This window comes from Ruegeria sp. CK2 (assembly GCF_056536585.1).
Window position 1 is genome coordinate 91,698 of the sequence record NZ_JBQFPW010000006.1, and the last position, 24,389, is coordinate 116,086.

Sequence of the window (24,389 nt, forward strand, 5' to 3'; positions counted from 1 at the left end):
TGATAGCCGTATTATCTGCCTTACCCGGGCGAAAAGTTAGACGGATAGGATGACATGTTTCCCATTCTCGAAAGAAAGCACCGCTTTAATTGCCAAGCGCACTTGTCCCATAGTTAGAAAGGCGGACATTGGCTGGTAGTAACCAAATGTCGGCTTCGTCACGCATTGCGGACATCCGCCTCGCAGCGAACGACCAAAATGTCCCTCTCCCCGGTCGGTCGGGCTCTCGAATTCGAGTGGCTCGCTAGAGCCACGACTGTCTGGCGCGCGGAATGACTTCATTCAGAAGACGCCGCAAAGCACCAAAAATTTGGACGATCATAGCCAGTCGCGCAGGATCGGGATCAGCGGAACATCCGCCGCGGGCATGGGGTAACTGCGCAGCTCATTGGCACGGACCCATTTCAGGGATTGCCCTTCTTTTGACTGCGGGATGCCGTCCCATTTGCGGCAAGCGAACAGCGGCATTAGCAGGTGGAAATCGTCGTAGCTGTGGCTGGCGAAGGTCAGCGGGGCGAGGCACGATGCCCAGGTATCAATGCCCAGCTCTTCCTGTAGCTCACGGATCAAGGCGGCCTCGGGGGTTTCACCGGGTTCGATCTTACCGCCCGGAAACTCCCACAGGCCGGCCATGGATTTACCCTCGGGCCGTTGCGCCAGCAGCACGCGGCCCTCGATGTCGATCAGGGCGACGGCAGACACTAATATGGTTTTCACGAGCGATAATCCGCGTTGATCTCGATATAGCCGTGGGTCAGGTCGCAGGTCCAAACGGTCGATTTTCCGTCGCCCAGACCCAGGTCAACGGCAATCACCAGATCCTGATCTTTCATATAGGCGGCGGCGGCGTCTTCGCGGTAGTCCGGACTGACCCAGCCCTTTTCGGCCACCAGAATATCGCCAAAGGAAATGCTAAGCAGGTCACGATCTGCCGCAGCACCCGATTTGCCGATGGCCATGACGACGCGGCCCCAGTTCGGATCCTCGCCCGCAATGGCGGTTTTCACCAACGGAGAGTTGGCGATGGCCAGCCCGTGTACTTTGGCGTCGGCATCCGAGGCCGCCCCAGTCACACGAATTTCCACGAATTTCGTAGCACCTTCGCCGTCACGCACCACTTGCTGTGCGAGATCCAGCATGACGGATTCCAGTGCATTGGCGAATGACCCGTTGCCAGTTGCATCCACTCCGGACGCGCCTGTTGCACATAGTAACAGGGTGTCAGAGGTCGAGGTGTCGCTGTCCACGGTGATGCAGTTGAATGTCCGGCCCGTCTGGGCACCCAGCAACTGCTGCAACGCCGATTGTTCGACTTGAGCGTCGGTGAAGATGTAGACCAACATCGTCGCCATATCAGGCGCGATCATGCCGGACCCTTTGGCAATCCCCGCAATAGAGACTGTTTTGCCGTCAATCTCGACCTGAGCGCTGGCCCCTTTCGGGAAAGTGTCAGTTGTCATGATGGCCCGCGCGGCGTCTTCCACTGCATGCCTGCTGAGCCCGGACTTCAACGTCTCTAGCTGCGATACGATCCGCTCATGTGGCATCGGTTCGCCAATCACGCCCGTAGACGAAGTGAAAACCCGTTCGACGGCGACGCCCGTCGCGGTGGACACGGCCTGAGTCACTTCGGAGACCGAGGTCTGGCCGTAGTGGCCAGTAAAAGCGTTGGCGTTGCCGGAATTGACCAAAACCGCTGCAGGCCCGTCGTTGGGCCCGCCGATCTTTTCCTGACAATCCAGCACAGGCGCGGCGCGGGTGGCCGACCGGGTGAACACCCCGGCCACCGAAGTACCGGGGTCCAGAACCGCCAGCATGACATCCGTGCGCCCCTGATAGCGCACGCCCGCCTCAACCGTGGCAAAACGTATCCCGTCAATGGCGGGCAAATCCGGGAAGGCCGCTGGCGCCAGCGGCGACACCTTAGTGATCGTGGCCAAGGGGGTTACTCCTGAATCAGGTCCAGTTGGCGCAGGACTTCCGGCCCGACCCCTTCAAGTGCAGGGCGTTCGATCTGCGCTTGTTGCGTCAATTCGTCGATGCGCGACTGAATCGCCTCTTGCTGGATGGTCTGAACCAATTCCTCCCGCACGGCGTCCAGTTCAGGGGCTTGGGTTTTGCGCGTGTCATTCAAGACAACAAGATGCCAGCCAAACTGCGTTTGAACCGGGTCCGAGACCTGACCCTTTTCAAGCTCAAGCACGGCCGCCTCGAATTCTGGTACCATCTGGCCCTTGCCGAACCAACCCAATGCGCCACCACTTGGTCCCGACGGACCAGTCGACTTCTCGCGCGCCAACTCGGCAAAATCTGCACCATCATCCAATTGCGCCTTGATGGCTTTGGCTTCGTCTTCGGTTTCGACCAGAATGTGGCTGGCGTCGTATTCGTCTTCGCCATCAAATTCGGCAAATTGCGCATCATATGCCGCCTGAACCGCCTCATCTGTCGCGACTGCATCCGTCAAGGCATCAACCGTTTGCACTGCGTGCAAGGAACGGGTTTCGTTTTCCAGCGTCAGAGCATGGAGTTTGGACAAGCCATCTTGCTCCTGACCAAGCAGTTGCTGCTGAATGAGCTGTTCGAGAATGAAGTCAAACAGCACATCGTCTTCAGCCTGCTGGTATTGCGGCGGCAATGTCGACGCGGTGGCGATGACGTGACCCAATGTGATCTCATCCCCGTTGACCCGGGCAACGACGGTGCTGGCGTCAGGCTTGGTTTCTGCAGACAGCGGCAGCGCCATCACAGCCGCCAAGGCCAGCGATGGAAGAAAAGTGAGACCTTTGGGCATGGAATCATCCTATATTCTGGCCGCGACGGGGCGTGGCGTTGACACTTCAGAACCTGCCGCTTACATCGCCTTGAAGCCTTTGACAGGACCATCTTTCATCCCAGCTATCTATGGGTTGCGCGCAAGGTGGGCAAGCCTGTCGCAACCAAGACAAGAAAAGATCCGCTGGAGTGAACATGCTGGGACTCGGAACGCTCGCCAAAAAGGTGTTCGGAACACCGAACGACCGCAAGATCAAGGCGACCCGCCCGCTGGTCGAACAGATCAACGCGCTGGAGCCAGAGTTCGAAAAGCTGTCGGATGAGGGTCTGATTGAGAAGACCGCCGAACTGCGCAAGCGTGCACTGGAGGGCGAAAGCCTGGACGACCTGCTGCCTGAGGCCTTTGCCAATGTCCGCGAGGGCGCCAAGCGCGCGCTGGGCCTGCGTGCTTTTGACGTGCAGCTGATGGGCGGTGCGTTTCTGCATCAGGGCAATATCTCGGAAATGAAAACCGGTGAGGGCAAGACGCTGGTTGCGACCCTGCCTGCGTATCTGAACGCACTGACCGGCAAGGGCGTACACGTCGTCACGGTGAACGAATATCTGGCCAAGCGCGATTCAGAATGGATGGGCAAGGTGTTTGCCGCCGTTGGCATGACAACTGGCGTGATATGGTCAGGCCAGCCCGATGCCGAGAAGCTGGCAGCCTATTCCTGCGACATCACTTATGCCACCAATAACGAGCTGGGTTTTGACTATCTGCGCGATAACATGAAGGCAGATTTGGATCAGGTGTACCAGAAGCACCATAATTTCGCGATCGTGGATGAGGTGGATTCGATCCTGATCGATGAAGCGCGAACCCCTCTGATCATCTCGGGCCCGTCCGAGGACCGCTCGGATCTATACACCGCCATTGATGCGCTGATCCCGTCGCTGAGCGATGATCACTTCACACTGGACGAAAAGTCCCGGAACGTGACCTTCACAGATGAAGGCAACGAGTTTCTGGAAAGCCAGTTGCTAGAGGCGGAGCTGATCCCCGAAGGCCATTCTCTTTACGATCCCGAAAGCACCACTGTGGTTCACCATGTCAATCAGGGTCTGCGGGCGCACAAGCTGTTCCAGCGGGACAAGGATTACATCGTCCGGGACGGCAACGTAGTTCTGATCGACGAATTCACCGGCCGGATGATGCCGGGCCGTCGTTTGTCCGAAGGTTTGCATCAGGCAATCGAAGCCAAGGAAAACGTGCAAATTCAGCCCGAAAACGTGACGCTAGCCAGCGTAACGTTCCAGAACTATTTCCGCCTTTATGACAAGCTGGGTGGAATGACGGGTACCGCGCTGACCGAAGCGGAAGAATTTGCCGAGATTTACGGTTTGGGCGTGGTAGAGGTTCCGACCAACAAACCCATCGCGCGCCTGGATGAAGACGATCAGGTTTATCGTACCGGTGGCGAGAAGTACGACGCGATGATCCAAGAAACCAAGAAGGCCACCGAAAAGGGCCAGCCTGTTCTTTTGGGCACAACATCGATTGAGAAATCCGAGTTGCTGAGCCAGCTGCTGACCAAGGAAGGTATCGAACACAACGTTCTGAACGCCCGCCAGCACGAACAAGAGGCCCAGATCGTCGCCGATGCGGGCCGCTATAGCGCGGTGACCATCGCCACCAACATGGCCGGTCGCGGCACTGACATTCAGCTGGGCGGCAATGTCGAAATGAAAGTGCTTCAGGCGTTGGCGGAAAACCCCGAAGCCGACCCAACCGAGCTGCGCGCAGCCGAAGAAGCGCGTCATGCCGAAGAAAAGCAGAAGGTACTTGAAGCGGGTGGCCTGTATGTGATGGCCTCCGAACGCCATGAAAGCCGCCGCATCGACAATCAGCTGCGCGGCCGTTCCGGTCGTCAGGGTGACCCGGGCCGCACTGTTTTCTACCTTAGCCTTGAAGATGATCTGATGCGTATTTTCGGCTCGGAACGTCTCGACAAAGTTCTGACCACACTGGGCATGAAAGAAGGTGAGGCGATTGTGCACCCCTGGGTGAACAAGTCTCTGGAACGTGCGCAGTCCAAGGTCGAAGGTCGCAACTTTGACATGCGCAAGAACGTACTGAAGTTCGACGACGTGATGAACGATCAGCGTAAGGTAATCTTCAGCCAGCGTCGCGAGATCATGTCGACCAACGATCTGTCCGAGATCGTATCGGATATGCGCGAACAGGTGATTGATGATCTGATTGACGAATACATGCCGCCCAAATCCTATGCAGATCAATGGGATACCGATGGCTTGTACGAGGCCATCAAGGACAAGCTGAGCATCGACGCCCCGGTTCAGGACTGGGCCGCAGAAGAAGGCGTCGATGATGAACAGGTGCGCGAGCGTTTAATCAAATCCGCCGACGAAATGATGGCGCAAAAAGCTGTCGCATTCGGGCCGGAAAACATGCGCAATATCGAAAAACAGGTGTTGCTGCAGACCATTGATGGCAAGTGGCGCGAGCATCTGTTGACGCTGGAGCATCTGCGCTCGGTTGTTGGTTTCCGCGGTTACGCCCAGCGCGATCCGCTGAACGAGTACAAAACGGAAAGCTTCCAGCTGTTCGAAGGTATGCTGGACAGTCTGCGCGAAACCGTAACGCAGCAGCTGTCACGCGTACGTCCTTTGACCGAAGAAGAGCAAAAGGAAATGCTTGCCCAGATGGCGGCCCAGCAAGCCCAGAACCAAAAGGCCGTGGATCAGGCCGCAAGCCAAGCCGAAGCAGCGGCCGAAGCCGAAGCTTCTGGCGACCCGATTCCTGGGTTTGTCGAGGACGACCCGTCAACCTGGGGGAACCCGTCGCGCAACGACAAGTGCCCGTGTGGGTCAGGGAAGAAATTCAAGCATTGCCACGGCAGGCTGACCTAACGTCACCCACAGTCAAACACAATGAGTCCGCCTCGCGGCCACAAATTGGCCGCGATTATTAACGACATTGCGACTCGCTCCTGACACGGGGGGAGAGTGAATTGTTCGTTGTACGGAACTATGTGACCATGTGCGGCACAGTCGCTTGTGCCTTAGGCATTGGCTACCTGATGCAAAATGGAACGTCCGCGCAGCCAAGCGGGGCGCAGGACAATGTGCCTGTCGCTTCGACTGCCGATCAAGCCTCAGTCCTTGCGGGCCTTGAAAGCATCGTCCTGACATCTTCTTCACCGTCCGATGCTATCGCAGAACATACAAGCGTTGTGTCCACGACCACACGCACTTTACCAGCCCCCACCCGAACTCAAAAAAACTGCGCCATGGGTGCACGGGCCGTTGCAGTGCCCGGCGCCAAAGCACGACTGCGCGTAAAGGCCCCATGCCACCTGGAAAAACGGGTCGAAATTCATCACAGCGGGCTGACCGTCACCCAGATGACCGACAAAAACGGTGCACTGAACCTGACCATTCCGGCATTGTCAGAATATGCGATTTTCCTGATTTCCTTCGAAGATGAGACCGGGACTGTTGCGACAACCCATGTCCCGGACATTGCCGAGCATGAACGTGTCGTACTGCAATGGCGGGGCGATACCGCGCTGCAGATTCACGCGTTGGAATTTGGTGCCAGTTACGGCGGCGAAGGCCATATCTGGGCGGACACGTCGGCCTACGGGGCGGGCAACGTCGTTAGCCTTGGCCATTCCGGGCTTGTTGATGCGCAAAATATCGAGGTTTATTCTTTCCCGGCAGGTCAGGCGGATCAATCCGGTACGATTGATCTGACCGTCGAAGCTGAAGTGACCGAGGCGAACTGCGGACAGACTCTGAGCGCGCAGTCACTGGAGCTGCGGGCAGACCGCCGCCTGCGGTCACGGGATTTGATACTGAATTTGCCGGATTGTTCGCAAGCTGGTGAGTTTATGGTGTTGAATAATCTGCTCCAAGACCTGAAAGTTGCGGCAAAGTAATCCGCAAGCAGGCTCGACCATCTTATGACATTTCTCCGTGCAGCAGCGGCTGCACTGTTATCGATGACGCTGGCATCAGGCGTCATGGCGCAGGACATCACGCTCACCTCGCATGACGGCAAGGTCGAGGTGACCGGCAATCTGTTGGGGTTCGATGGGGAATTCTACCGGGTCGATACACAATTCGGCGAATTGACCGTTGATGGGTCAGGCGTCACCTGCGACGGGCCGGCCTGCCCCAACCTGACCGATTTCGTGGCTGAGGTTCGGTTTTCGGGCTCATCCGTGATGGCTGAAACCGTCCTACCCGCGCTGATTATCGGCTTCGCCCAACAAGAGGGTTTGACAGCAACGCCTGCGCGCGTAGATCAAAGCACGTTTCAGTACGAGCTATACCAAAACGGACGGCAAGCTCCGCTGGCGCGCCTGATCTTTCACCTGGGCAACACCGATCGGGGATTTGCCGATCTGATCGAAAACAATACCGACATCGTCATGGCCTTGCGTGAGATCCGAGAAACTGAACGCGAGGCGGCCCAATCTGCAGGACTTGGCGATCTGACACAGACCCGCCGGTCTCGGGTTGTGGCGCTGGACGCCATGGTGCCAGTGGTGGCGCAAGACAATGTGGTGCGTCAGATCTCGCCCGGCGATCTGGCCGGCGTTTTGTCTGGCGAGATTTCCAGTTGGTCAGATCTTGGCGGTCCGGACGCTCCAATTGCCCTGTACATGCCCGATGCGGGATCGGGACTGGCGCAGGCCGTTGAAGATCAACTTTTGATCCCAGCCGGGGTCGAGCTGTCGGCGTCTGCCATCCGGCATTCACGGGGCAGCGATCTGGTGCGTGCGGTCGCAGATGATCCCTTTGCCATCGGGATTGCCAGTCAAGCCTCAGCCGAAGCGGCCCGCGCGTTGCCGTTAACCGGGGGCTGTGGACATGCGCTGGCCGCAACGCGTCAGTCGATCAAGACCGAAGACTACCCGCTGACATCGCCCATGTTTTTGTACTTGCCCGAACGCCGTCTGCCGCGGGTGGCGCGTCAGTTCCTGTCTTATAGCCAAAGTCCGGACGCTCAGATGGCGATCCGACAAGCCGGTTTTGTCGACCAGACCCCTGAAACGATGCGGATCGGGCTTCAGGGTGACCGTCTGGCCAATGCAATCGTCACCGGCAGCGCCGAGGTCGGATTGGAGGAGTTGCAGCGCATGATCGCGACATTGCGTCCCTTGTCTCGACTGTCTTTGTCTTTCCGGTTCGAGACCGGATCGTCCCGACCCGACGCCCAATCACGATCCAACATCCTGCACCTGGCACAAGCGCTTGAGGCCGGCAGGTTTGATGCCCGCAAACTGGTCTTTGTCGGGTTCAGCGACGGTGACGGGGCCGCCGCAGCCAACGCCCGCATTGCATTGCGTCGGGCCCAAACCGTGCGCAATGCCGTTTTGGCAGCGGTAGAAACCGCCATTCCGGACAGCGTTGAGGTTTCAGTTGATGGGTTCGGTGAGGCGATGCCGATGGCTTGTGACGACACCGATTGGGGCCGCAAAGTCAATCGCCGGGTCGAAGTTTGGGTGCAGTAGCGGCTAAAGGTAGCCTTCTGACCGAAAACTAAGTTCGGTTGATTTGCCGATGATCAGATGGTCATGCAGGGTCAACCCGAGTGCTGTACAGGCATCCTGAATGCGATTGGTCATATCTATATCCGATTGTGACGGGGTCGGATCGCCTGACGGGTGGTTGTGGACCACGATCAGCGCCGAGGCGTTCAGCTCTAAGGCGCGTTTGGCAACCTCACGCGGATAAACCGGAACATGGTCAACGGTGCCTTTGGCCTGTTCCTCATCCGCGATCAGCACATTCTTACGATCCAGATAGAACACGCGAAACTGCTCAGTCTCGCGATGGGCCATGGTGGTGTGACAGTAGTCCACCAGCGCATCCCATCCTGAGATTACGTGCCGCTGCATCACCCGTGCGCGGGCCATGCGATGGGCGCAGGCTTCGAGGATCTTCAGATCGGTGATTACCGTGTCGCCTACGCCTTTGATATCACGCAGTCGTTCCTGAGGTGCAGTCAGCACACGGTTGAAATCGCCGAACGTATCGATCAATGTACGCGCCAATGGCTTCACATCTTGCCGGGGGATGGACCGGAACAGGACCAGCTCCAACAACTCGTAATCCGGCATCGCGGCCGACCCGCCGGACATGAACCTTTCGCGCAACCGCCGCCGATGATCTTTGATGTAGGAAGGTAACCGACCAGACGGCAGCGGCTGCGCGGGTGCTTCGTCCGTGTCAAACAGCATCGAGGCTTCGGCAAAGGCGTCCTGTGTCATGCCGCCACACTGGCGCAGAATCGGTTTCCGAATGGTTAACGCATCTCACCGGCCATGCGCGCCGTGGCGCGACGGACGATCATGTGCAGAAGGATCGAGAACACGCCCAAGGTAAGCATCGCTGCAAACATTAGATCGGTCTTGGCGCGGCCATTTGCCAATAGCATCAGATAACCCAACCCTTGCGACGAGCCGACCCATTCGCCGATCACTGCACCGATCGGGGCATAAACCGCCGACAGCCGCATCCCCGAGGCCAGCGAGGGCAACGCAGCGGGAACGCGGATATGCCACAAAACCGTGCGGCGCTTGGCCTGCATGGTGCGCGCCAGATCAAGATAGCCCGACGGCGTGCGCATCAGCCCGTCGAAAAAGGATGAAGTTATCGGGAAATAGATGATCAGCACCGCCATCGCCACCTTGGACCACAGGCCATAACCCAGCCAAAGCGTCAGCAGCGGGGCCAATGCAAAGACGGGCAGCGCCTGCGTGAACACCAGAATCGGCTGCACCAGCACCCGCGCGGCACGGGAATTGGCCAGTTGCAGCGCAGTGATCACCCCCAGAACCGTGCCAAACGCCATGCCAATCACCACCTCGACGGCTGTGATCCAGGTATGCTCGGCGATCACCCAGCGGTTCTGCCACCACGTCTCGGCTACCAGTGCCGGGCCAGGCAAGATGAATTTCGGCAGGCCGGTCAGGGTGACAATGCCTTGCCAGATCGCCAACGCAAACAGGGTCGCAGCGAGGGCCGAGAGGTACTTCATGCCACCTCCTCACGCAGAAGCCGCAGAAGTGAACCTTGGGTTTCCAGCGTCTCAAGATCGTCCACCTTGCGCGGGGCTGGGGCCTGGGGCGGTTGGCAGGGCGTCAGGCCTGACGGTGTCATGACGACAATCGATTGACCCAGCCGCGCGGCCTCACCCGGATCATGGGTCACCAGCAGAACCGTGCGGCCCTGTAACGCCTCGGCAGCCAATTCCTGCATATCGGCCCGAGTGCGGGCGTCGAGGGCCGAAAACGGCTCATCCAGCAACACAATGGGCCGGTCTTCCATCAGCGTACGCGCCAGCGCGACACGTTGACGTTGGCCGCCCGAAAGCTCGGAGGGTTTTTTGGTCATGTGGTTCTGCAACCGCATCCGTTCGATCAGACGGTCGCGACGGGCCAGATCGGGCTTTTCGCCGCGCAACCGCGCGCCCAACGAGACATTCTGCGCCACGGAGGCCCATGGAAGCAGCAGATCATCCTGCGCCATATAGGCGACCCGCGCTGCGACGGGCTGGCCGTCACCGGCAATAATCTGTCCGGTGAATTCCGCCCCAGTCTCAAGCCCGGCAATCAACCGAAGAACAGTCGTTTTGCCAACGCCCGACCCGCCCAACAGACACGTCCATTGCCCCGCCCCAAGGGTCAGGGTCAGCGGCGCGAACAAAGCCGCGCCATCGATACTGGCATGTCCACTAATCGTAAGGTCGGGCGCTGGGATCACGGGGTCAGGCCCATCTGCCAGAAATTGACCTCGAGCATCGTTGCCGTTTCAAAGGTCTTGCAAAGGTCGAACCATACGGGAAGCTGGTCATAGTTTTCGTCCAACCGCCTGATCAACGCCCCATCCAGCAAGGTGCCGATATCATGGCAATAGCTTTGATATTGATCGCCTGCATAGGTGTCGATCCACGGGCGATAGGTCTCCGACGTCGCCTCCTGTGCCAATCGCGATCCGATCTCGGCATAACCGATGACACAAGGTACCAGCGCCGCAAGCAGTGTCAGGTAGTCGCCGGAATACCCGGATTCCAGGACAAAGCGAGTATAGGCCAGGTTTTCTGGCCGCTCGGGCGTTGCAAACAGCTCTTCGCGCGAGATTCCCGCATCGGCGCAGACGCCCACATGCAACATCATCTCTTCGTGCATCAACCCGTTAACCGTGGCCGAGGCGACCTGCATTTCTTCATGGGTCTGCGCCTTGACCACCGCCAGCGCCCAAGCACGTGAGAAATGGGTGAGGAACACATAATCCTGCCGCAGATAATGCAGGAACGCCTCTCGCGGGAGGGTGCCGTCCTTGAGCCCTTCGACAAAGGTGTGGCGGGTGTAATCCCTCCAGGGCCCCTGCGCCGCATCGCGCATCAGCGCGAAGGCTTTGCCATACTCGCTCATTTTGCTGTCACGTCGATAGCAATGTCGCTGACAGGGTTGATGCTGTCGATCATGCCGCTGTCTTTCAGGAACGCTTCGAACCTTGCATAGCGGCCGGCCTCAAGACCCGCCGGGCGCAAGGCAAAGCGAGGCAGCGTGTCGACCCACGCGCGGGCGTTCAGCTCGTCCTGCAATTCGGGCGAGGTGCCTGAGAAGATTTCCCAGCTTTTGTCCGGATTGTTGACGATGTACTGCGTTGCCTTTTCGGTCGCGGCCAGGAAACGGGTGACCTTGTCGATATCCATGGTTTCGGGATTGGCGACATAGATCAGCTCATCATAAGCTGGCACGCCTTCTTCCTCAATATAGAAGCAGGTGCCGGGAACGCCTTCGATATCCATCTGGTTCAATTCGAAATTGCGGTAGGCACCGATCACCGCGTCCACCTGACCGGTCATCAGCGACGGCGACAGCGAGAAGTTCACGTTAATCAGCTCAACCTCGTCCAGTTTGACGCCATACTTGCCCAGAACTGTGCTGAGGACCGCCTCTTCCACGCCTGCAACTGAAAATCCAATTTTCTTACCCTTAAGATCGGCGGGCGATTTGATCGGGCCGTCTTCCAGAACCAGCAGACAGTTCAGCGGGGTGGCAACCAGTGTGCCGACACGTTTGAGCGGCAGGCCCTCGTGGATTTGCAGGTGCAGCTGCGGCTGATAGGACACGGCCAGATCGGCCTGACCAGCGGCGACCAGACGTGGTGGCGCCGAGGGGTCGGCGGGTGGAACGATCTCGACCTTAAGGCCCTGTTCGGCGAAATAGCCGTTCTCCTGCGCCACGATGATCGGGCCATGATCGGGGTTAATGAACCAGTCCAGAAGAACGGTCATTTTGTCTTCGGCCCAGGCCGGCGCAGCGGCAAGCAGGGCAATTGCAGCGATCAGCTTCTTCATATCTCGCATTTCCTTCTGTTCACGAGGTCGAGGCCGCGACGAGGACAATCTCGCCCGGCCAATTCGGTCGAATTCGTTCGGCCACACGCCATGCGCGCAGGCCGGTGGCACAACACAACGCCAGTCTTTGGTCTTTGTTAGACTCTATTTTCAGGTTCTCAGGGTTCATACGCTGTGCATCCGGATGGATCGGATTCGGCGCTTCCTGCGCATCGCGTAGCTCAACAATCAGATCGCTCGGTCCAAGTTGAGACGCGCTGATGAATGAAAAATAGGTATCCGGCTCTGGCGCACCATCGAACCGGAACCCGGTACTGCGGCAAGTACGGGCGTCAAACTGCACCATCTGCCCGAGGGGTGAAGGATCGAGTCCCAAGATCAGGTTCAAAGCCATCTGCGCCTGAATCGCGCCCATCACTCCAACGACGGGGCCCAGCACGCCGGCGGTTGCGCAGCTTGCACCGCTGTCGGGGGCATCGGGGAACACCGCACGCAAGGACGGGGCACCGCCGCAGAATCCACCGACATATCCAGTCAAGCCAAGCACCGACGCGCTGATCAGCGGTTTGCTCATCTCCAGGCAGGTATCTGACAGAGTGTAACTGGCCGCATAACTGTCCGCACAATCCAAAACCAGATCGACGCCGGCTATGAACTCGGCGACATTTACCCGTGTTAGAGCCTGATTCTTGGCACTAACTCCAATACCAGCGTTAAGCGTGCGGCATCGCTCTGCTGCCGCCTCAACTTTTGGACGACCGCAATCCTGTTCAGTGAACAATGTCTGACGGTGCAGGTTTGAAAGTGAGATTATGTCGTCATCCAAGATGGTCAGATGCCCAACCCCGGCCCCTGCCAACAAAGGCAAAACAGGTGCCGCCAGCCCGCCCGCGCCCACAACCAGCACACGCGCAGCCGACAGGCGGGCCTGACCCTTTGCGCCAACTTCCGGCAGGATTGTCTGACGGGCATAACGGCTCATCGCGTAACCTCAATCCAATCGCGTACACGGGCCTCGGGGTCTGCATTTAGTGTGATGTCGGTCACGGCCGAGATAATGTCAGCGCCAGCCGCCAACACGCCGGGCGCGCGCTCCACGCTCATACCGCCAATGCCGACCAAAGGAATGTCGCCCACGCGCTGTTTCCATTCCGTCACCCGGGGCAGTCCTTGCTGGTGCCATTTCATCTTTTTCAGGATTGTCGGATAGACCGGGCCCAGCGCCACATAATCCGGGGCCATGGCCAGAACCCGCTCAAGTTCGGTATCGTCATGAGTGGAAACGCCCAGTTTTAGACCCGCATTTCTGATTGCTTTTAGATCGGCGTCATCCAGATCCTCTTGCCCCAGATGAATCCAGTCGCATCCCGCGTCGATGGCGACTTGCCAATAGTCATTCACGACCAACGTGGCGCCATACTCACGGCACAGCTGCTGCGAGATCACGATCTGCTTGCGAACCTCAGCAAGCGGCTGATCCTTTACGCGCAACTGCACCAGCTTGACGCCCAATGGCAGCATCCGGCGCAACCAATCCGAGTGGTCAAAAATCGGGTAAAATCGATCCAAACTCATGACAAGAAGGCCTTTCCAACAACGGGGGTTGAGGCTTCGGCCATGTCGCGCGGCTCGATCGGGTCGGCCTGACGGGCCAGCTGTCCGGCCTGCACGGCCAATGCCATAGCCTGCGCCATTTCAATCGGATCGCCCGCTCGGGCCACAGCAGTGTTCAGCAACACCGCATCATATCCCAGCTCCATCGCATGGGCGGCGTGGCTGGGCAGGCCGATACCAGCATCTATGACCAACGGCACGTCGGGAAACTCGGCCCGCATCGCGCGCAGGGCGTATTTGTTGTTCAAACCGCGACCAGACCCAATAGGCGCCCCCCAGGGCATTAAAACTTCGCACCCGGCCTCAAGCAGCCGTTCTCCGACGATCAGATCCTCGGTGGTATAGGGAAACACCTGAAACCCGTCCTCGGTCAAAATACGTGCGGCTTCAACCAACTGAAACACATCCGGCTGCAGACTGTCCGTATGGCCGATCAACTCCAGCTTGATCCATGTCGTATCAAACACTTCGCGTGCCATCTGGGCGGTGGTCACGGCCTCTTTGATAGTGTGGCACCCGGCCGTGTTGGGCAGGATCTGCACGCCCAGATCGCGGATCATGGCCCAGAAGGTCTGCCCGGTGCCGCCTGCCCCTTCCCGGCGCAAAGATACAGTTGCCACACCTGCACCACTTGCGCGAAACGCTTGCTCTAAGATGGCCGGGCTGGGATATTGGGCGGTGCCCAGCATCAGCGGGTTGGGCAGCGTGGTGCCATAGAAAGTCTTCATGGTCAGCCCCCCTGCATCGGCGACAGGACTTCGATCCGGTCGCCATCTTTCAGTTCGCGGCCGATGCGAAGGCTTGAGGGGACGAATTCTTCGTTCACGGCGGTGGCGACACGGCCCGAGAATCCGCATTCCACCAGCAGATCAAACAGGGTTTCGGCACGCACATCGCGCGTTTCGCCGTTAAGCACGATCTTCATCGACCATCTCCGAATGTTTGTTCTCAAGCGCCAGATCGGCCACGCCTTGCGCCAGGGCGGGCGCTAACAAGTAGCCGTGGCGATACAGCCCGTTGGCATAGATTGTCCGCCCAAGGCGCCGGATGCGAGGTAGGTTGTCAGGAAAGGCGGGGCGCAGATCGACGCCGATTTCCAGCACCTCAGCTTCGCCAAAAGCGGGATTGACCGAATAGGCGGCGCTGAGCAATTCCAGCATCGAGCGCGCCGTGATGCGGCTGCTGTCCTCAGATTCGATCATCGTTGCGCCCAACATATAGATCCCGTCGCCGCGGGGGACGATGTAAAGTGGCATGCGCGGGTGCAGAAGGCGCACGGGGCGGGTCAGTGTCACGTCGGGGCAGCGTACGACCAACATTTCACCCTTTACGCCGCGCAGATCATGGAGCACCTCACGCGCGTGCAAGCCCCGGCAATCGATTGCGTTTTCCAGCTGTGCAGGGGCCAGTTTCTGGCGAAACTCAACGCCTTTTTCCTTCAGCTGACGACTGAGATCCTGCAGCGCTTGCCGCGGGTCGAGATGCGCCTCGTGTTCGAAAAACAATCCTTTTCCGAATGACCCCATATCAGGCTCTAATTCAGTGATTTTACCCCGATCAATGTCGACAAACCCTGTCGTGCGACGGGCAAAGCGGCGCAGATCCGGCAGGTCGCGCGTATTCGCCACGACAATCGTTCCGCGCCTTTGAACTGGTGTTCTGTCCGCCCACCAATCGATGGCCGATTGCCCCAGACGCAAAACCGGTTCTTCGGCATTCTCAAATTCACACCATGGGGCCAGCATCCCCCCGGCCCACCAGGAACATCCATGCGGACCCGGTGGACCGCCCGGATCGAACACCTGCACCCGAGCACCGCGCGCGACCAGCTCGCTGGCGACGGCCAGACCGGCGACGCCGGACCCTATGACAGACCAAAGCGTCACGTGGGCCAAATCCGATGGAAATGATGCACGGGGCCGTGGCCCGAGCCGACATTCAATGTGTCCGCCTGCGAGATTGCCCCTTGCAGATATTCATGCGCCTGCGCAACCGCTTCCGTCAGCGCCAATCCTTTGGCCAAACCCGCTGCGATCGAGGATGACAATGTGCATCCGGTACCATGGGTGTTGTTCGTGTCCTGACGGGGCGCCTGGAACTCGGCCGCGACGCCGGCAGAATTGATCAACAGGTCGTGGCAGACATCACCTTTGCCATGACCGCCTTTCATCAACACTGAGTTTGCACCCAGAGCACACAAGGCCCGCCCGTGTTCGATCATCTCGGCTGTTGAGCCAGCAACCGGCATGCCCAGCAGGCAAGCGGCCTCTGGCAGGTTCGGTGTCAGGACAGTGGCGCGGGACATCAGAACATCGCGCAAGGTCTGGATTGCTTCGCCAGCCAGCAGGGCGTCACCGGATTTTGCAACCATAACCGGGTCCAAGACCACCGGACCTGCAAAGCCGGAAATGCCTTGCGCAACGGTATGAATGATCTCAGGGGTTGCCAGCATACCGATCTTGATCGCCTTGACGTCAAGATCACCAAGAACAGCGTCGATTTGGGCAGAAATGACGTCCAGTGGAATGCCATGTACAGCAGTGACTGCCTGCGTATTTTGGGCGGTGACGGCGGTAACGACGCTGGCGCCATAGACGCCCAGCGCGGACATGGCTTTCAGATCAGCCTGAATTCCGGCACCGCCGCCGCTGTCGGATCCTGCAATGGTCAAGGCAATAGGTGCCACGTCGTTGCTCCATCTGTTTCGGGGGCAACGGGTTTGGAAAACGTCTATCGACTTGAGACCGTTCCCTCCGCCGGAATTGCCCGGATCAGGTTCGATGGGTTAGCGATTTCGCGCCTCTCAGCCCATTGATCTGGGCACCCCAACGGTTAGGGCAGACCATCTCAGGGGTGACGCAGGGAATCAAGGGGCAATTTGCCCGTTGTTTGGCCAGTTTGGTCTTTAGTCTATAGCCAAAACAGCCCCTGGCAGGTCAGGGAATGCGAGGCTCTGCCTCGCGCTCCGGGATATTTTCAGCCAAATGAAGCAGGAAAGATATGCTGCCGTTGAACGCATGTTCGGGGAAAGCCGTGTGTATGCTGCGGGGGCAGATACCCCCGCGCTCAGAAACGCTTTAGCCTTTCATGCCATCCCAAAAAGACTTCACAGACGAAAAGAAGCTGTTGGATTCCGGATGGTTGTCTTCGCCCAGATCATCAAACTCGCGCAGCAGTTCTTTTTGGCGGCTGGTCAGGTTGACCGGGGTTTCGACAGCAAGCTCGATCAACATATCGCCGACACCGCCGCCGCGCAGGGCGGGCATGCCCTTGCTCCGCAGGCGCATCTGGCGACCTGACTGGCTACCCGACGGGATTTGAACACGGCCACGGCCGCCATCGATGGTGGGCACTTCGATAGACCCACCCAGAGCAGCCTTGGCCATGCTGACCGGCACGCGGCAGTACAGGTTCACACTGTCACGCTCGAACAATTTGTGCTCGGACACTTCGACGAAGATGTAGAGATCGCCCGGAGGGCCACCGCGCATTCCGGCCTCACCCTCACCCGCAAGTCGGATACGAGTTCCGGTTTCGACGCCCGCGGGGATGTTGACCGAAAGGGCGCGTTCTTTTTCGACGCGGCCCGCGCCCTGACAGGATTTACAAGGGTTTTTGATAATCTGACCCAATCCCGAACAAGTTGGGCAAGTTCGTTCGACGGTGAAAAAGCCCTGCTGGGCACGGACCTTCCCCATGCCTGAACAGGTTGGGCAGGTTGTCGGCTCTACGCCGCCTTCGGCACCCGAGCCCTCGCAGGCCGAACAGGCCACGGCAGCAGGCACATTGATGGTCTTTTGCAAGCCGGTATAGGCCTCTTCCAACGTGACGCGCAGGTTATAGCGCAGGTCAGACCCGCGCGCGGCACGGCGTCCGCCACCACCGCCACGTTGACCGCCCATGAAATCGCCAAACAGGTCGTCGAACACGTCTGAGAACGCGCTGGAGAAATCGCCCTGCCCGCCAAAGCCGCCTCCGGGACGGCCCCCGCCGCCCATTCCGTTTTCAAAAGCCGCGTGGCCAAAGCGGTCATAAGCCGCCTTGCGCTCGGCGTCTTTCAGAATGTCATAGGCCTCGTTCGCTTCTTTGAACTGAGCTTCAGCATCCGGGTTGTCTTTGTTGCGGTCGGGATGCAGCTCTTTGGCTTTCGTACGAAAGCCTTTCTTGATCTCGTCCGCCGATGCGCCCTTGGACACGCCGAGCACATCATAGTAGTCGCGTTTTGACATCAGTGTTTCCTTATGTCTCAACGTAATCGGGCCGGCCCGGTAACCGGACCGGCCCGAAATGGCACGGTTGCCCGTTAGTTACGCTTGTCGTCGTCCAGATCTTCGAATTCGGCGTCGACAATGTCGTCCGCGCCCGGAGCTTCATCCGCAGCTGCAGGTTCTTCATCACCCTCTTCGGCTTGTGCCTTATAGATGGCTTCACCCAGCTTCATGGCAGCTTCGGTAACGTTCTGAATGCCCGACTTGATCTTGTCGGCATTCTCGGTTTCCAGCTCGTCCTTCAGCGCGGCAATCGCCAGCTCGATGGCTTCGATGGTGGTTGGGTCGACTTTATCGGCATGCTCTTCCATCGACTTTTCTGTCGAATGGATGAGGCTTTCCGCCTGGTTCTTCGCCTCGATCAGCTCGCGGCGTTCTTTGTCCGCCTCGGCATTGTCTTCGGCGTCCTTGACCATCTTGTCGATATCTTCGTCCGACAAACCACCCGATGCCTGGATGGTGATCTTCTGCTCTTTGCCGGTGCCTTTGTCTTTGGCCGAAACCGAGACGATACCGTTGGCGTCGATGTCAAACGTCACCTCGATCTGGGGCATACCACGCGGGGCTGGCGGGATGTCTTCAAGGTTGAACTGACCCAGGATCTTGTTGTCCGCAGCCATTTCGCGCTCCCCTTGGAAACAGCGGATGGTCACGGCGTTCTGGTTGTCCTCGGCGGTCGAGAAGACCTGAGACTTCTTGGTCGGGATCGTGGTGTTGCGGTCGATCAGGCGGGTGAACACGCCACCCAGCGTCTCAATCCCCAGCGACAGCGGGGTCACGTCCAGCAGAACCACGTCTTTGACGTCGCCTTGCAGAACACCGGCCTGAATGGCGGCACCCATGGCGACAACTTCGTCTGGGTTCACGCCCTTGTGCGGCTCTTTGCCGAAGAATTTGGTGACCTCTTCGATGACTTTCGGCATCCGGGTCATACCACCGACCAAAACAACCTCATCAATGTCACCCGCCGACAGGCCCGCGTCCTTCAACGCGGCCTGGCAAGGCTTCATCGATTTCTTGATCAGATCGCTAACCAGAGATTCCAGCTTGGCACGGGTCAGTTTCATGACCATGTGCAGCGGCTGACCGTTGGCACCCATCGAGATGAACGGCTGGTTGATTTCGGTCTGCGAGGTCGAGGACAGTTCGATCTTGGCTTTTTCAGCAGCTTCTTTCAGACGCTGCAGGGCCATCTTGTCGGCAGACAGGTCGACACCGTGTTCTTTTTTGAACTCGTCCGCCAGGTAGTTGACGATGCGCATGTCAAAGTCTTCACCACCCAGGAAGGTGTCGCCGTTGGTCGATTTGACCTCGAACAGACCGTCATCAATTTCCAGAATGGTCACGTCGAAGGTACCACCACCAAGGTCATAGACCGCGATGGTTTGGGTTTCTTCCTTGTCCAGGCCATAGGCCAGGGCGGCAGCTGTCGGTTCGTTGATGATCCGCAAGACTTCCAGACCGGCGATCTTGCCTGCGTCTTTGGTCGCCTGACGCTGGGCGTCATTGAAATAGGCCGGAACGGTGATGACGGCTTGTGTGACTTCCTCACCCAGATAGCTCTCAGCGGTTTCCTTCATCTTACCCAGAGTGAAGGCCGAGATTTGGCTTGGGGAGTACTTTTCACCGCGGGCTTCGACCCACGCGTCGCCGTTGCCACCATTGACGATAGCATATGGCACCATTTTCTTGTCTTTTTCGACTTCTGCATCATCCACACGACGACCGATCAGGCGCTTGACGCCAAAGATGGTGTTGTCGGGGTTGGTGACCGCCTGACGCTTGGCAGGCTGACCGACCAGTCGCTCATCTTCGGTGAAGGCGACGATCGAAGGCGTGGTCCGCGCCCCTTCGGCGTTTTCGATGACCTTCGGCTGCGAGCCGTCCATGATGGCCACACACGAGTTGGTGGTGCCGAGGTCAATCCCTATTACTTTTCCCATTTGCGATCCCTTTCTCTTCAAGGCGATGTCCCGAGGGCTGGACCCTTTATGGCATCCCGTCCCCGATATGTTGTGCGCGACAGCACTACACCATCGCGCGTCCCGGCGTATATAAGGGCGGGAACAGGGGCCTGCAAGCGTTCAGAAATGCAGGTTTTCGCAAATCTGCGGCCTTTTTCCGCAAGGTTTCGGTAAGGAATGGGAAATCTGGGATGGCACGGCTGCTTTTGCGCGGTTTTGATATCAGAAAAGGCTATCTGGATGCGGCGGCGCAAGGTCAGCTGGTCGAAGACCTGCGACCGATTCTGAAAGCGGCACCCTTGTTCCGAGCGATGACCCCGTCAGGCAAGGAAATGTCCGTGCGCATGACCTCGGCGGGCGCGGTTGGTTGGGTCACGGACAGATCCGGGTATCGATATCAAACGCAACACCCCAAAGGTGGCGCGTGGCCGGGAATTCCCGAGTCGGTTCTGAATATCTGGCACGAACTGGCCAGCGCTGAACGTGACCCGGACTGCTGCCTGATCAACTACTATAGTGAAGATGCCCGAATGGGGCTGCATCAGGACAAGGATGAGGCAGATTTTTCCTGGCCGGTATTGTCGATTTCTCTGGGCGACGATGCGCTGTTCCGCATCGGCAACACCACGCGTGGAGGCAAGACCGAATCGATCTGGCTGAATTCAGGGGACGTCGTGATCATGGGCGGGCCCGCGAGGTTGGCATATCACGGCGTGGATCGAATCCGGCACGGATCATCAAAGCTGTTGCCCAAGGGTGGCAGGATCAACCTGACGCTAAGGGTGGCGCATTAGCGGCGGGCGTTCCAGCTTTGCGAGACGTGCTTGCGGGTGAAGAACTCGCCCAGCAGGCCAATCATCAGCAGCGCGATCCCAACCCAAAGGGCGTATTCCCAGCTGGTGTTGCGTGGAAAGTAGTTGCGAAACACAAACCCGCGGCACTGATCGATGATGTGGAACAGCGGGTTCCAGGCAAACATCATAAGAATTCCGCCGCCAAGCGCATTGGCGACGAACATCTTTCCGGAGAACACCATGTTCAGACGTCGGTAAACATTGCTGGCCATAGACGAGAAGGTTGGAAGCCACGGCTTGAGCGCCATGAACACTAGACCGACTGCACATCCTGTGAACCACGACAGGATCAACATTGCAAACGCGCCGCCGGGATCCTGAATCTCGAGCGGTTTGACGGAGACACTGTAGACAAACAGGATCACCAGGATAGACATCATCTGCTTGTAAAGCGTTCCAAACGCAGCCGCCAGAATCATGACCATCACGTTCATTGGGGAGTGCAGCATCATCGGGTTATTGACCCCTTTAACCCCGGAGATGGAACCGACTGATTGGACATGCATCATGAACAGGAAAACACCCGACAGGATGTAAAGAATGAACTCCCCCCGGATCTTGGCAACCCGCGTGCCCATGAATGACATGATCAAATAGAAGATCAGCGCCATCACCACCACCTGCATGATGTTGATCAGGATCGCCATGACCGCGTTCGCATGCTGGGAACGTACACTGCGCACCACCGCATGGAACACCAGTTCCATCGTTGTGAATGCGCCGCCCAGCAGCGTTTGGTTCCGCTTGAAATAAAACACGCGACGCGTCTTCCCTGCTTTGTTGTCCCTAATCTGGCATGAATATCTTGCCGTTCGGTAACCGGCGCATCATAAGTCCGTCATGAGTTTGGATCAACAAACCACAGGAACGGAGCATTTTTGTGACCTATGACGCCCTCATTCCCGTCATCCGACGTTTGGCCCTGGAAGCGGGCGACAAGATCATGGAAATCTACCAGTCGGATGATTTTGACGTCAAAGTCAAATCCGATTCCAGCCCAGTGACCGAGGCAGACGAAGCTGCTGATGCCCTGATTTCCGCCGGGTTGCGTGCCGCGTTTCCTGACATTCTGCTGGTGACCGAAGAACAGGCCGCCTCGCATTCTGAAAAGGGCGATACGTTCCTGATCGTGGATCCTCTGGACGGTACCAAAGAGTTCATCAACCGACGTGGCGATTTCACGGTGAACATCGCTTTGGTTGAAAACGGCGTGCCAACCCGAGGCGTTGTTTACGCCCCTGCCCGCGATCGCATGTTCTATACCCAAGCCGATGGCCAATCTGTCGAGGAAACCGGAGCCTTGGAAAAGGATCAACCGGGTGCGATGACGCCGATATCTGTATCGAATCCTGACAACTCCGCGCTTTTGGTTGTGGCTTCTAAATCTCACCGCGATCAAGCGACCGATGACTACATCAACAAATATCAGGTTCAGGACAGCAAGAGCGCGGGCTCTTCGCTCAAGTTCTGTCTGATCGCGACTGGTGAGGCTGACATCTATCCCCGCGTTGGGCGTACAATGGAATGGGACACTGCCGCTGGTCATGCTGTGCTGGCCGGTGCAGGTGGCAAGGTGGTGCGTTTTGATGATCATTCTGCCCTTACTTATGGCAAGGACGGGTATGCAAACCCGTTTTTCATCGCCTACGCCCCGGGCGTAGACCTGAAGGAGGCCTGATGTCCGTACTGCTTGCCATTCCCGCCCGCTATGCCTCGTCCCGCTATCCCGGCAAACCTCTGGTGCCTTTGACAGGTGCAAACGGCACTGCGATGACGCTGATCGAACGGTCGTGGCGCGCGGCAAAATCCGTGTCCGGCGTCGATCGGGTGGTCGTTGCCACAGATGATGATCGCATCCGCGAGGTTTCCGAAGCGTTCGGGGCCGAGGTAGTGATGACATCCGAGGCCTGTGGCAATGGCACCGAACGATGTGCCGAGGCTCATAGCGTGTTGGGCGCGAAGTATGACATCGTGGTCAACCTGCAGGGCGACGCTCCGCTGACGCCGCATTGGTTTGTCGAAGACCTTATCTCGGGCCTGCGCGCCGCACCGGATGCGGGTGTGGCAACACCTGTGTTGCGCTGCGACGGAGATGCGCTGAGAGGTCTTTTGAACGACCGCAAACATGACCGTGTTGGTGGCACGACGGCTGTTTTTGCCAGTGATCATAGCGCAATGTACTTCTCGAAAGAAGTTGTGCCGTTCACGGCGCAAACCTACGCGGGCACCGATCCAACCCCTGTCTTTCATCATGTCGGCGTCTACGCGTACCGCCCGGACGCACTGGAGTCTTATCCGGATTGGCCGGTGGGGCCACTGGAGCAGCTGGAAGGGCTGGAACAATTGCGGTTCATGGAGAACGGCCGCAAGGTTCTGTGCGTCGAGGTTGAGGCCAAGGGCCGTCAGTTTTGGGAGCTCAACAACCCCCAAGATGTGCCTAAAATTGAGGCTATGATGGCAGATATGGGTCTGGATTGACCGCTTTTCCCCCTGACGTTCGCTATTGCGATGGCATAGCAACCTTCAACTCTGACTCTATGGGCGACATATGAAGACTGTTCTCGTAACCGGTGGCGCTGGCTACATCGGATCACATGCCTGCAAGGCGTTGTCGCAGGCAGGTTATACCCCGGTGACCTATGACAATCTCGTCACCGGCTGGCAGGATGCGGTGAAATTCGGCCCGTTCGAACAGGGCGACCTGATGGACCGGGCGCGACTGGACGAGGTTTTTACCAAACATCAGCCGGTGGCGGTGATGCATTTTGCAGCCCTTAGCCAAGTGGGCGAGGCTATGGCAAAGCCCGGAAAGTACTGGTCGAATAACGTCACCGGTTCCCTGACACTGATCGAGGCCGCGGTTGCTGCGGGATGTCTGGACTTTGTATTCTCGTCCACCTGCGCCACCTATGGCGAGCATGACAATGTGGTTTTGGATGAGACCACATCGCAGCACCCGCTGAACGCGTACGGGGCCTCTAAACGGGCGATCGAAGATATCCTGCGCGATTTCGAGGCCGCCCATGGTCTGCGCCATGTGATCTTCCGCTATTTCAACGTCGCAGGCGCGGACCCGGATGGCGAGGTCGGCGAATTCCATCGACCCGAAACTCATCTTGTTCCATTGATGCTGGATGCAATTGACGGCAAACGGGATGGGTTGACCGTTTTCGGCACGGACTACGAAACGCCGGACGGCACCTGCATTCGCGATTATGTGCATGTCTGTGATCTGGTGGATGCCCATGTGCTTGGGCTGGATTGGCTGGAACAAGGCAAGGACAGCCGGGTGTTCAATCTGGGCACCGGTTCCGGGTTTTCGGTTTTCGAGGTCATCGAACAATCCAAGTCCGTGACCAATCGCCCGGTCCCTTATACCGTCGGTGCCCGGCGGGCAGGTGATTGCACCAAGCTGGTTTCAGGCTCGGTGCGCGCCGAGACCGAACTGGGCTGGAATCCCAAACGCTCTACCTTAGAGATTATGATCTCAGATGCTTGGCGCTGGCACCAGAACGGCCACTACGAGAAATGA

Annotated in this window: 24 protein-coding genes and 1 riboswitch; of the genes, 7 read left to right on the top strand and 17 right to left on the bottom strand. The window is 58.2% G+C overall.

The window, feature by feature from the left end; genetic code table 11:
• Positions 1–318: 318 nt before the first annotated feature.
• Genes mutT through ACR0BU_RS11325 form a run of 3 tightly spaced genes read right to left on the bottom strand, consistent with a single transcriptional unit; the run spans position 319 to position 2,794 of the window.
• Positions 319–717, bottom strand: a complete 399-nt coding sequence (gene mutT, locus ACR0BU_RS11315) for an 8-oxo-dGTP diphosphatase MutT (RefSeq protein WP_120633087.1) — start codon at positions 715–717, stop codon at positions 319–321.
• Positions 714–1,940, bottom strand: coding sequence for a bifunctional glutamate N-acetyltransferase/amino-acid acetyltransferase ArgJ (argJ, locus tag ACR0BU_RS11320; protein ID WP_480737468.1), 1,227 nt, complete (start codon positions 1,938–1,940; stop codon positions 714–716). The genes mutT and argJ overlap by 4 nt, the downstream gene beginning before the upstream one ends.
• A 5-nt stretch (positions 1,941–1,945) precedes the next feature.
• Positions 1,946–2,794 carry a peptidylprolyl isomerase gene (locus ACR0BU_RS11325; protein ID WP_298935936.1) on the bottom strand — a complete coding sequence of 283 codons (849 nt, stop codon included), beginning with the start codon at positions 2,792–2,794 and terminating at the stop codon, positions 1,946–1,948.
• A gap of 176 nt (positions 2,795–2,970) precedes the next feature.
• On the opposite strand from ACR0BU_RS11325, the gene secA reads away from it, so the two are divergent.
• The 3 genes from secA (at position 2,971) to ACR0BU_RS11340 (ending at position 8,300) form a co-directional block, all read left to right on the top strand.
• The gene (secA, locus tag ACR0BU_RS11330) at positions 2,971–5,688 is read left to right on the top strand and encodes a preprotein translocase subunit SecA (RefSeq protein ID WP_480737466.1); all 2,718 of its coding nucleotides are present in this window, start codon (positions 2,971–2,973) and stop codon (positions 5,686–5,688) included.
• 101 nt (positions 5,689–5,789) lie between these two features.
• A complete protein-coding gene (locus ACR0BU_RS11335) occupies positions 5,790–6,719 on the top strand; it encodes a hypothetical protein (RefSeq protein WP_480737465.1) in 930 nt (309 codons plus the stop codon).
• A 24-nt stretch (positions 6,720–6,743) separates the two neighbouring features.
• Positions 6,744–8,300 (top strand): substrate-binding domain-containing protein, encoded by a 1,557-nt coding sequence (locus ACR0BU_RS11340; protein ID WP_480737464.1) that lies wholly within the window; start codon positions 6,744–6,746, stop codon positions 8,298–8,300.
• Positions 8,301–8,303: 3 nt separating this feature from the next.
• On the opposite strand, the gene radC is transcribed toward ACR0BU_RS11340, so the two are convergent.
• From radC to dnaK, 13 genes are all read right to left on the bottom strand, one after another.
• Positions 8,304–9,059, bottom strand: coding sequence for a RadC family protein (gene radC / locus ACR0BU_RS11345; protein WP_299890666.1), 756 nt, complete (start codon positions 9,057–9,059; stop codon positions 8,304–8,306).
• Positions 9,060–9,094: 35 nt separating this feature from the next.
• Complete coding sequence (locus tag ACR0BU_RS11350; RefSeq protein WP_480737463.1) at positions 9,095–9,829, bottom strand: ABC transporter permease; 735 nt, start codon at positions 9,827–9,829, stop codon at positions 9,095–9,097.
• Positions 9,826–10,554: an ABC transporter ATP-binding protein gene (locus ACR0BU_RS11355; protein WP_480737461.1), complete on the bottom strand. Its 729-nt coding sequence runs from the start codon at positions 10,552–10,554 to the stop codon at positions 9,826–9,828. Before ACR0BU_RS11355 ends, ACR0BU_RS11350 begins: the two co-directional genes overlap by 4 nt.
• Entirely contained in the window at positions 10,551–11,225 is a 675-nt protein-coding gene (gene tenA / locus ACR0BU_RS11360; RefSeq protein WP_480737460.1) for a thiaminase II, read from the bottom strand. The genes ACR0BU_RS11355 and tenA overlap by 4 nt, the downstream gene beginning before the upstream one ends.
• On the bottom strand, positions 11,222–12,157 hold the full coding sequence (locus ACR0BU_RS11365) for an ABC transporter substrate-binding protein (RefSeq protein WP_480737459.1): 936 nt from the start codon (positions 12,155–12,157) through the stop codon (positions 11,222–11,224). The genes tenA and ACR0BU_RS11365 overlap by 4 nt, the downstream gene beginning before the upstream one ends.
• A gap of 19 nt (positions 12,158–12,176) precedes the next feature.
• Positions 12,177–13,139, bottom strand: a complete 963-nt coding sequence (locus ACR0BU_RS11370; RefSeq protein ID WP_480737457.1) for a HesA/MoeB/ThiF family protein — start codon at positions 13,137–13,139, stop codon at positions 12,177–12,179.
• Entirely contained in the window at positions 13,136–13,732 is a 597-nt protein-coding gene (locus ACR0BU_RS11375) for a thiamine phosphate synthase (RefSeq protein WP_480737456.1), read from the bottom strand. The genes ACR0BU_RS11370 and ACR0BU_RS11375 overlap by 4 nt, the downstream gene beginning before the upstream one ends.
• Positions 13,729–14,499 (bottom strand): thiazole synthase, encoded by a 771-nt coding sequence (locus tag ACR0BU_RS11380; RefSeq protein ID WP_480737455.1) that lies wholly within the window; start codon positions 14,497–14,499, stop codon positions 13,729–13,731. Before ACR0BU_RS11380 ends, ACR0BU_RS11375 begins: the two co-directional genes overlap by 4 nt.
• A 2-nt stretch (positions 14,500–14,501) precedes the next feature.
• On the bottom strand, positions 14,502–14,696 hold the full coding sequence (thiS, locus tag ACR0BU_RS11385; protein ID WP_299890654.1) for a sulfur carrier protein ThiS: 195 nt from the start codon (positions 14,694–14,696) through the stop codon (positions 14,502–14,504).
• The gene (locus ACR0BU_RS11390; protein ID WP_480737454.1) at positions 14,680–15,657 is read right to left on the bottom strand and encodes an FAD-dependent oxidoreductase; all 978 of its coding nucleotides are present in this window, start codon (positions 15,655–15,657) and stop codon (positions 14,680–14,682) included. The genes thiS and ACR0BU_RS11390 overlap by 17 nt, the downstream gene beginning before the upstream one ends.
• Complete coding sequence (gene thiD / locus ACR0BU_RS11395; protein ID WP_298935921.1) at positions 15,654–16,457, bottom strand: bifunctional hydroxymethylpyrimidine kinase/phosphomethylpyrimidine kinase; 804 nt, start codon at positions 16,455–16,457, stop codon at positions 15,654–15,656. Before thiD ends, ACR0BU_RS11390 begins: the two co-directional genes overlap by 4 nt.
• Positions 16,458–16,502: 45 nt before the next feature.
• Positions 16,503–16,609, bottom strand: a riboswitch (TPP riboswitch).
• Positions 16,610–16,848: 239 nt separating this feature from the next.
• Positions 16,849–18,000, bottom strand: coding sequence for a molecular chaperone DnaJ (gene dnaJ / locus ACR0BU_RS11400; protein WP_480737453.1), 1,152 nt, complete (start codon positions 17,998–18,000; stop codon positions 16,849–16,851).
• A gap of 74 nt (positions 18,001–18,074) precedes the next feature.
• Positions 18,075–19,982 carry a molecular chaperone DnaK gene (dnaK, locus tag ACR0BU_RS11405; RefSeq protein ID WP_298935919.1) on the bottom strand — a complete coding sequence of 636 codons (1,908 nt, stop codon included), beginning with the start codon at positions 19,980–19,982 and terminating at the stop codon, positions 18,075–18,077.
• A gap of 212 nt (positions 19,983–20,194) precedes the next feature.
• Between dnaK and ACR0BU_RS11410 the strand changes: the two genes are divergently transcribed.
• A complete protein-coding gene (locus ACR0BU_RS11410; protein WP_480737451.1) occupies positions 20,195–20,797 on the top strand; it encodes an alpha-ketoglutarate-dependent dioxygenase AlkB family protein in 603 nt (200 codons plus the stop codon).
• On the opposite strand, the gene ACR0BU_RS11415 is transcribed toward ACR0BU_RS11410, so the two are convergent.
• Positions 20,794–21,615, bottom strand: a complete 822-nt coding sequence (locus ACR0BU_RS11415; RefSeq protein ID WP_480737450.1) for an ABC transporter permease — start codon at positions 21,613–21,615, stop codon at positions 20,794–20,796. The genes ACR0BU_RS11410 and ACR0BU_RS11415 overlap by 4 nt on opposite strands.
• A 122-nt stretch (positions 21,616–21,737) precedes the next feature.
• Between ACR0BU_RS11415 and cysQ the strand changes: the two genes are divergently transcribed.
• The 3 genes from cysQ (at position 21,738) to galE (ending at position 24,389) form a co-directional block, all read left to right on the top strand.
• A complete protein-coding gene (cysQ, locus tag ACR0BU_RS11420; protein ID WP_298935915.1) occupies positions 21,738–22,535 on the top strand; it encodes a 3'(2'),5'-bisphosphate nucleotidase CysQ in 798 nt (265 codons plus the stop codon).
• Positions 22,535–23,335 carry a 3-deoxy-manno-octulosonate cytidylyltransferase family protein gene (locus ACR0BU_RS11425; protein ID WP_298935914.1) on the top strand — a complete coding sequence of 267 codons (801 nt, stop codon included), beginning with the start codon at positions 22,535–22,537 and terminating at the stop codon, positions 23,333–23,335. The genes cysQ and ACR0BU_RS11425 overlap by 1 nt, the downstream gene beginning before the upstream one ends.
• A gap of 70 nt (positions 23,336–23,405) precedes the next feature.
• Entirely contained in the window at positions 23,406–24,389 is a 984-nt protein-coding gene (galE, locus tag ACR0BU_RS11430; protein WP_298935913.1) for a UDP-glucose 4-epimerase GalE, read from the top strand.

Coding starts and splice junctions, on each gene's coding strand:
- ACR0BU_RS11325 (WP_298935936.1), bottom strand. CDS start 2,794: ATGCCCAAAGGTCTCACTTTTCTTCCATCGCTGGCCTTGGCGGCTGTG.
- secA (WP_480737466.1), top strand. CDS start 2,971: ATGCTGGGACTCGGAACGCTCGCCAAAAAGGTGTTCGGAACACCGAAC.
- ACR0BU_RS11340 (WP_480737464.1), top strand. CDS start 6,744: ATGACATTTCTCCGTGCAGCAGCGGCTGCACTGTTATCGATGACGCTG.
- radC (WP_299890666.1), bottom strand. CDS start 9,059: ATGACACAGGACGCCTTTGCCGAAGCCTCGATGCTGTTTGACACGGAC.
- ACR0BU_RS11350 (WP_480737463.1), bottom strand. CDS start 9,829: ATGAAGTACCTCTCGGCCCTCGCTGCGACCCTGTTTGCGTTGGCGATC.
- tenA (WP_480737460.1), bottom strand. CDS start 11,225: ATGAGCGAGTATGGCAAAGCCTTCGCGCTGATGCGCGATGCGGCGCAG.
- ACR0BU_RS11365 (WP_480737459.1), bottom strand. CDS start 12,157: ATGAAGAAGCTGATCGCTGCAATTGCCCTGCTTGCCGCTGCGCCGGCC.
- ACR0BU_RS11370 (WP_480737457.1), bottom strand. CDS start 13,139: ATGAGCCGTTATGCCCGTCAGACAATCCTGCCGGAAGTTGGCGCAAAG.
- ACR0BU_RS11375 (WP_480737456.1), bottom strand. CDS start 13,732: ATGAGTTTGGATCGATTTTACCCGATTTTTGACCACTCGGATTGGTTG.
- ACR0BU_RS11380 (WP_480737455.1), bottom strand. CDS start 14,499: ATGAAGACTTTCTATGGCACCACGCTGCCCAACCCGCTGATGCTGGGC.
- thiS (WP_299890654.1), bottom strand. CDS start 14,696: ATGAAGATCGTGCTTAACGGCGAAACGCGCGATGTGCGTGCCGAAACC.
- dnaJ (WP_480737453.1), bottom strand. CDS start 18,000: ATGTCAAAACGCGACTACTATGATGTGCTCGGCGTGTCCAAGGGCGCA.
- dnaK (WP_298935919.1), bottom strand. CDS start 19,982: ATGGGAAAAGTAATAGGGATTGACCTCGGCACCACCAACTCGTGTGTG.
- ACR0BU_RS11410 (WP_480737451.1), top strand. CDS start 20,195: ATGGCACGGCTGCTTTTGCGCGGTTTTGATATCAGAAAAGGCTATCTG.
- ACR0BU_RS11425 (WP_298935914.1), top strand. CDS start 22,535: ATGTCCGTACTGCTTGCCATTCCCGCCCGCTATGCCTCGTCCCGCTAT.
- galE (WP_298935913.1), top strand. CDS start 23,406: ATGAAGACTGTTCTCGTAACCGGTGGCGCTGGCTACATCGGATCACAT.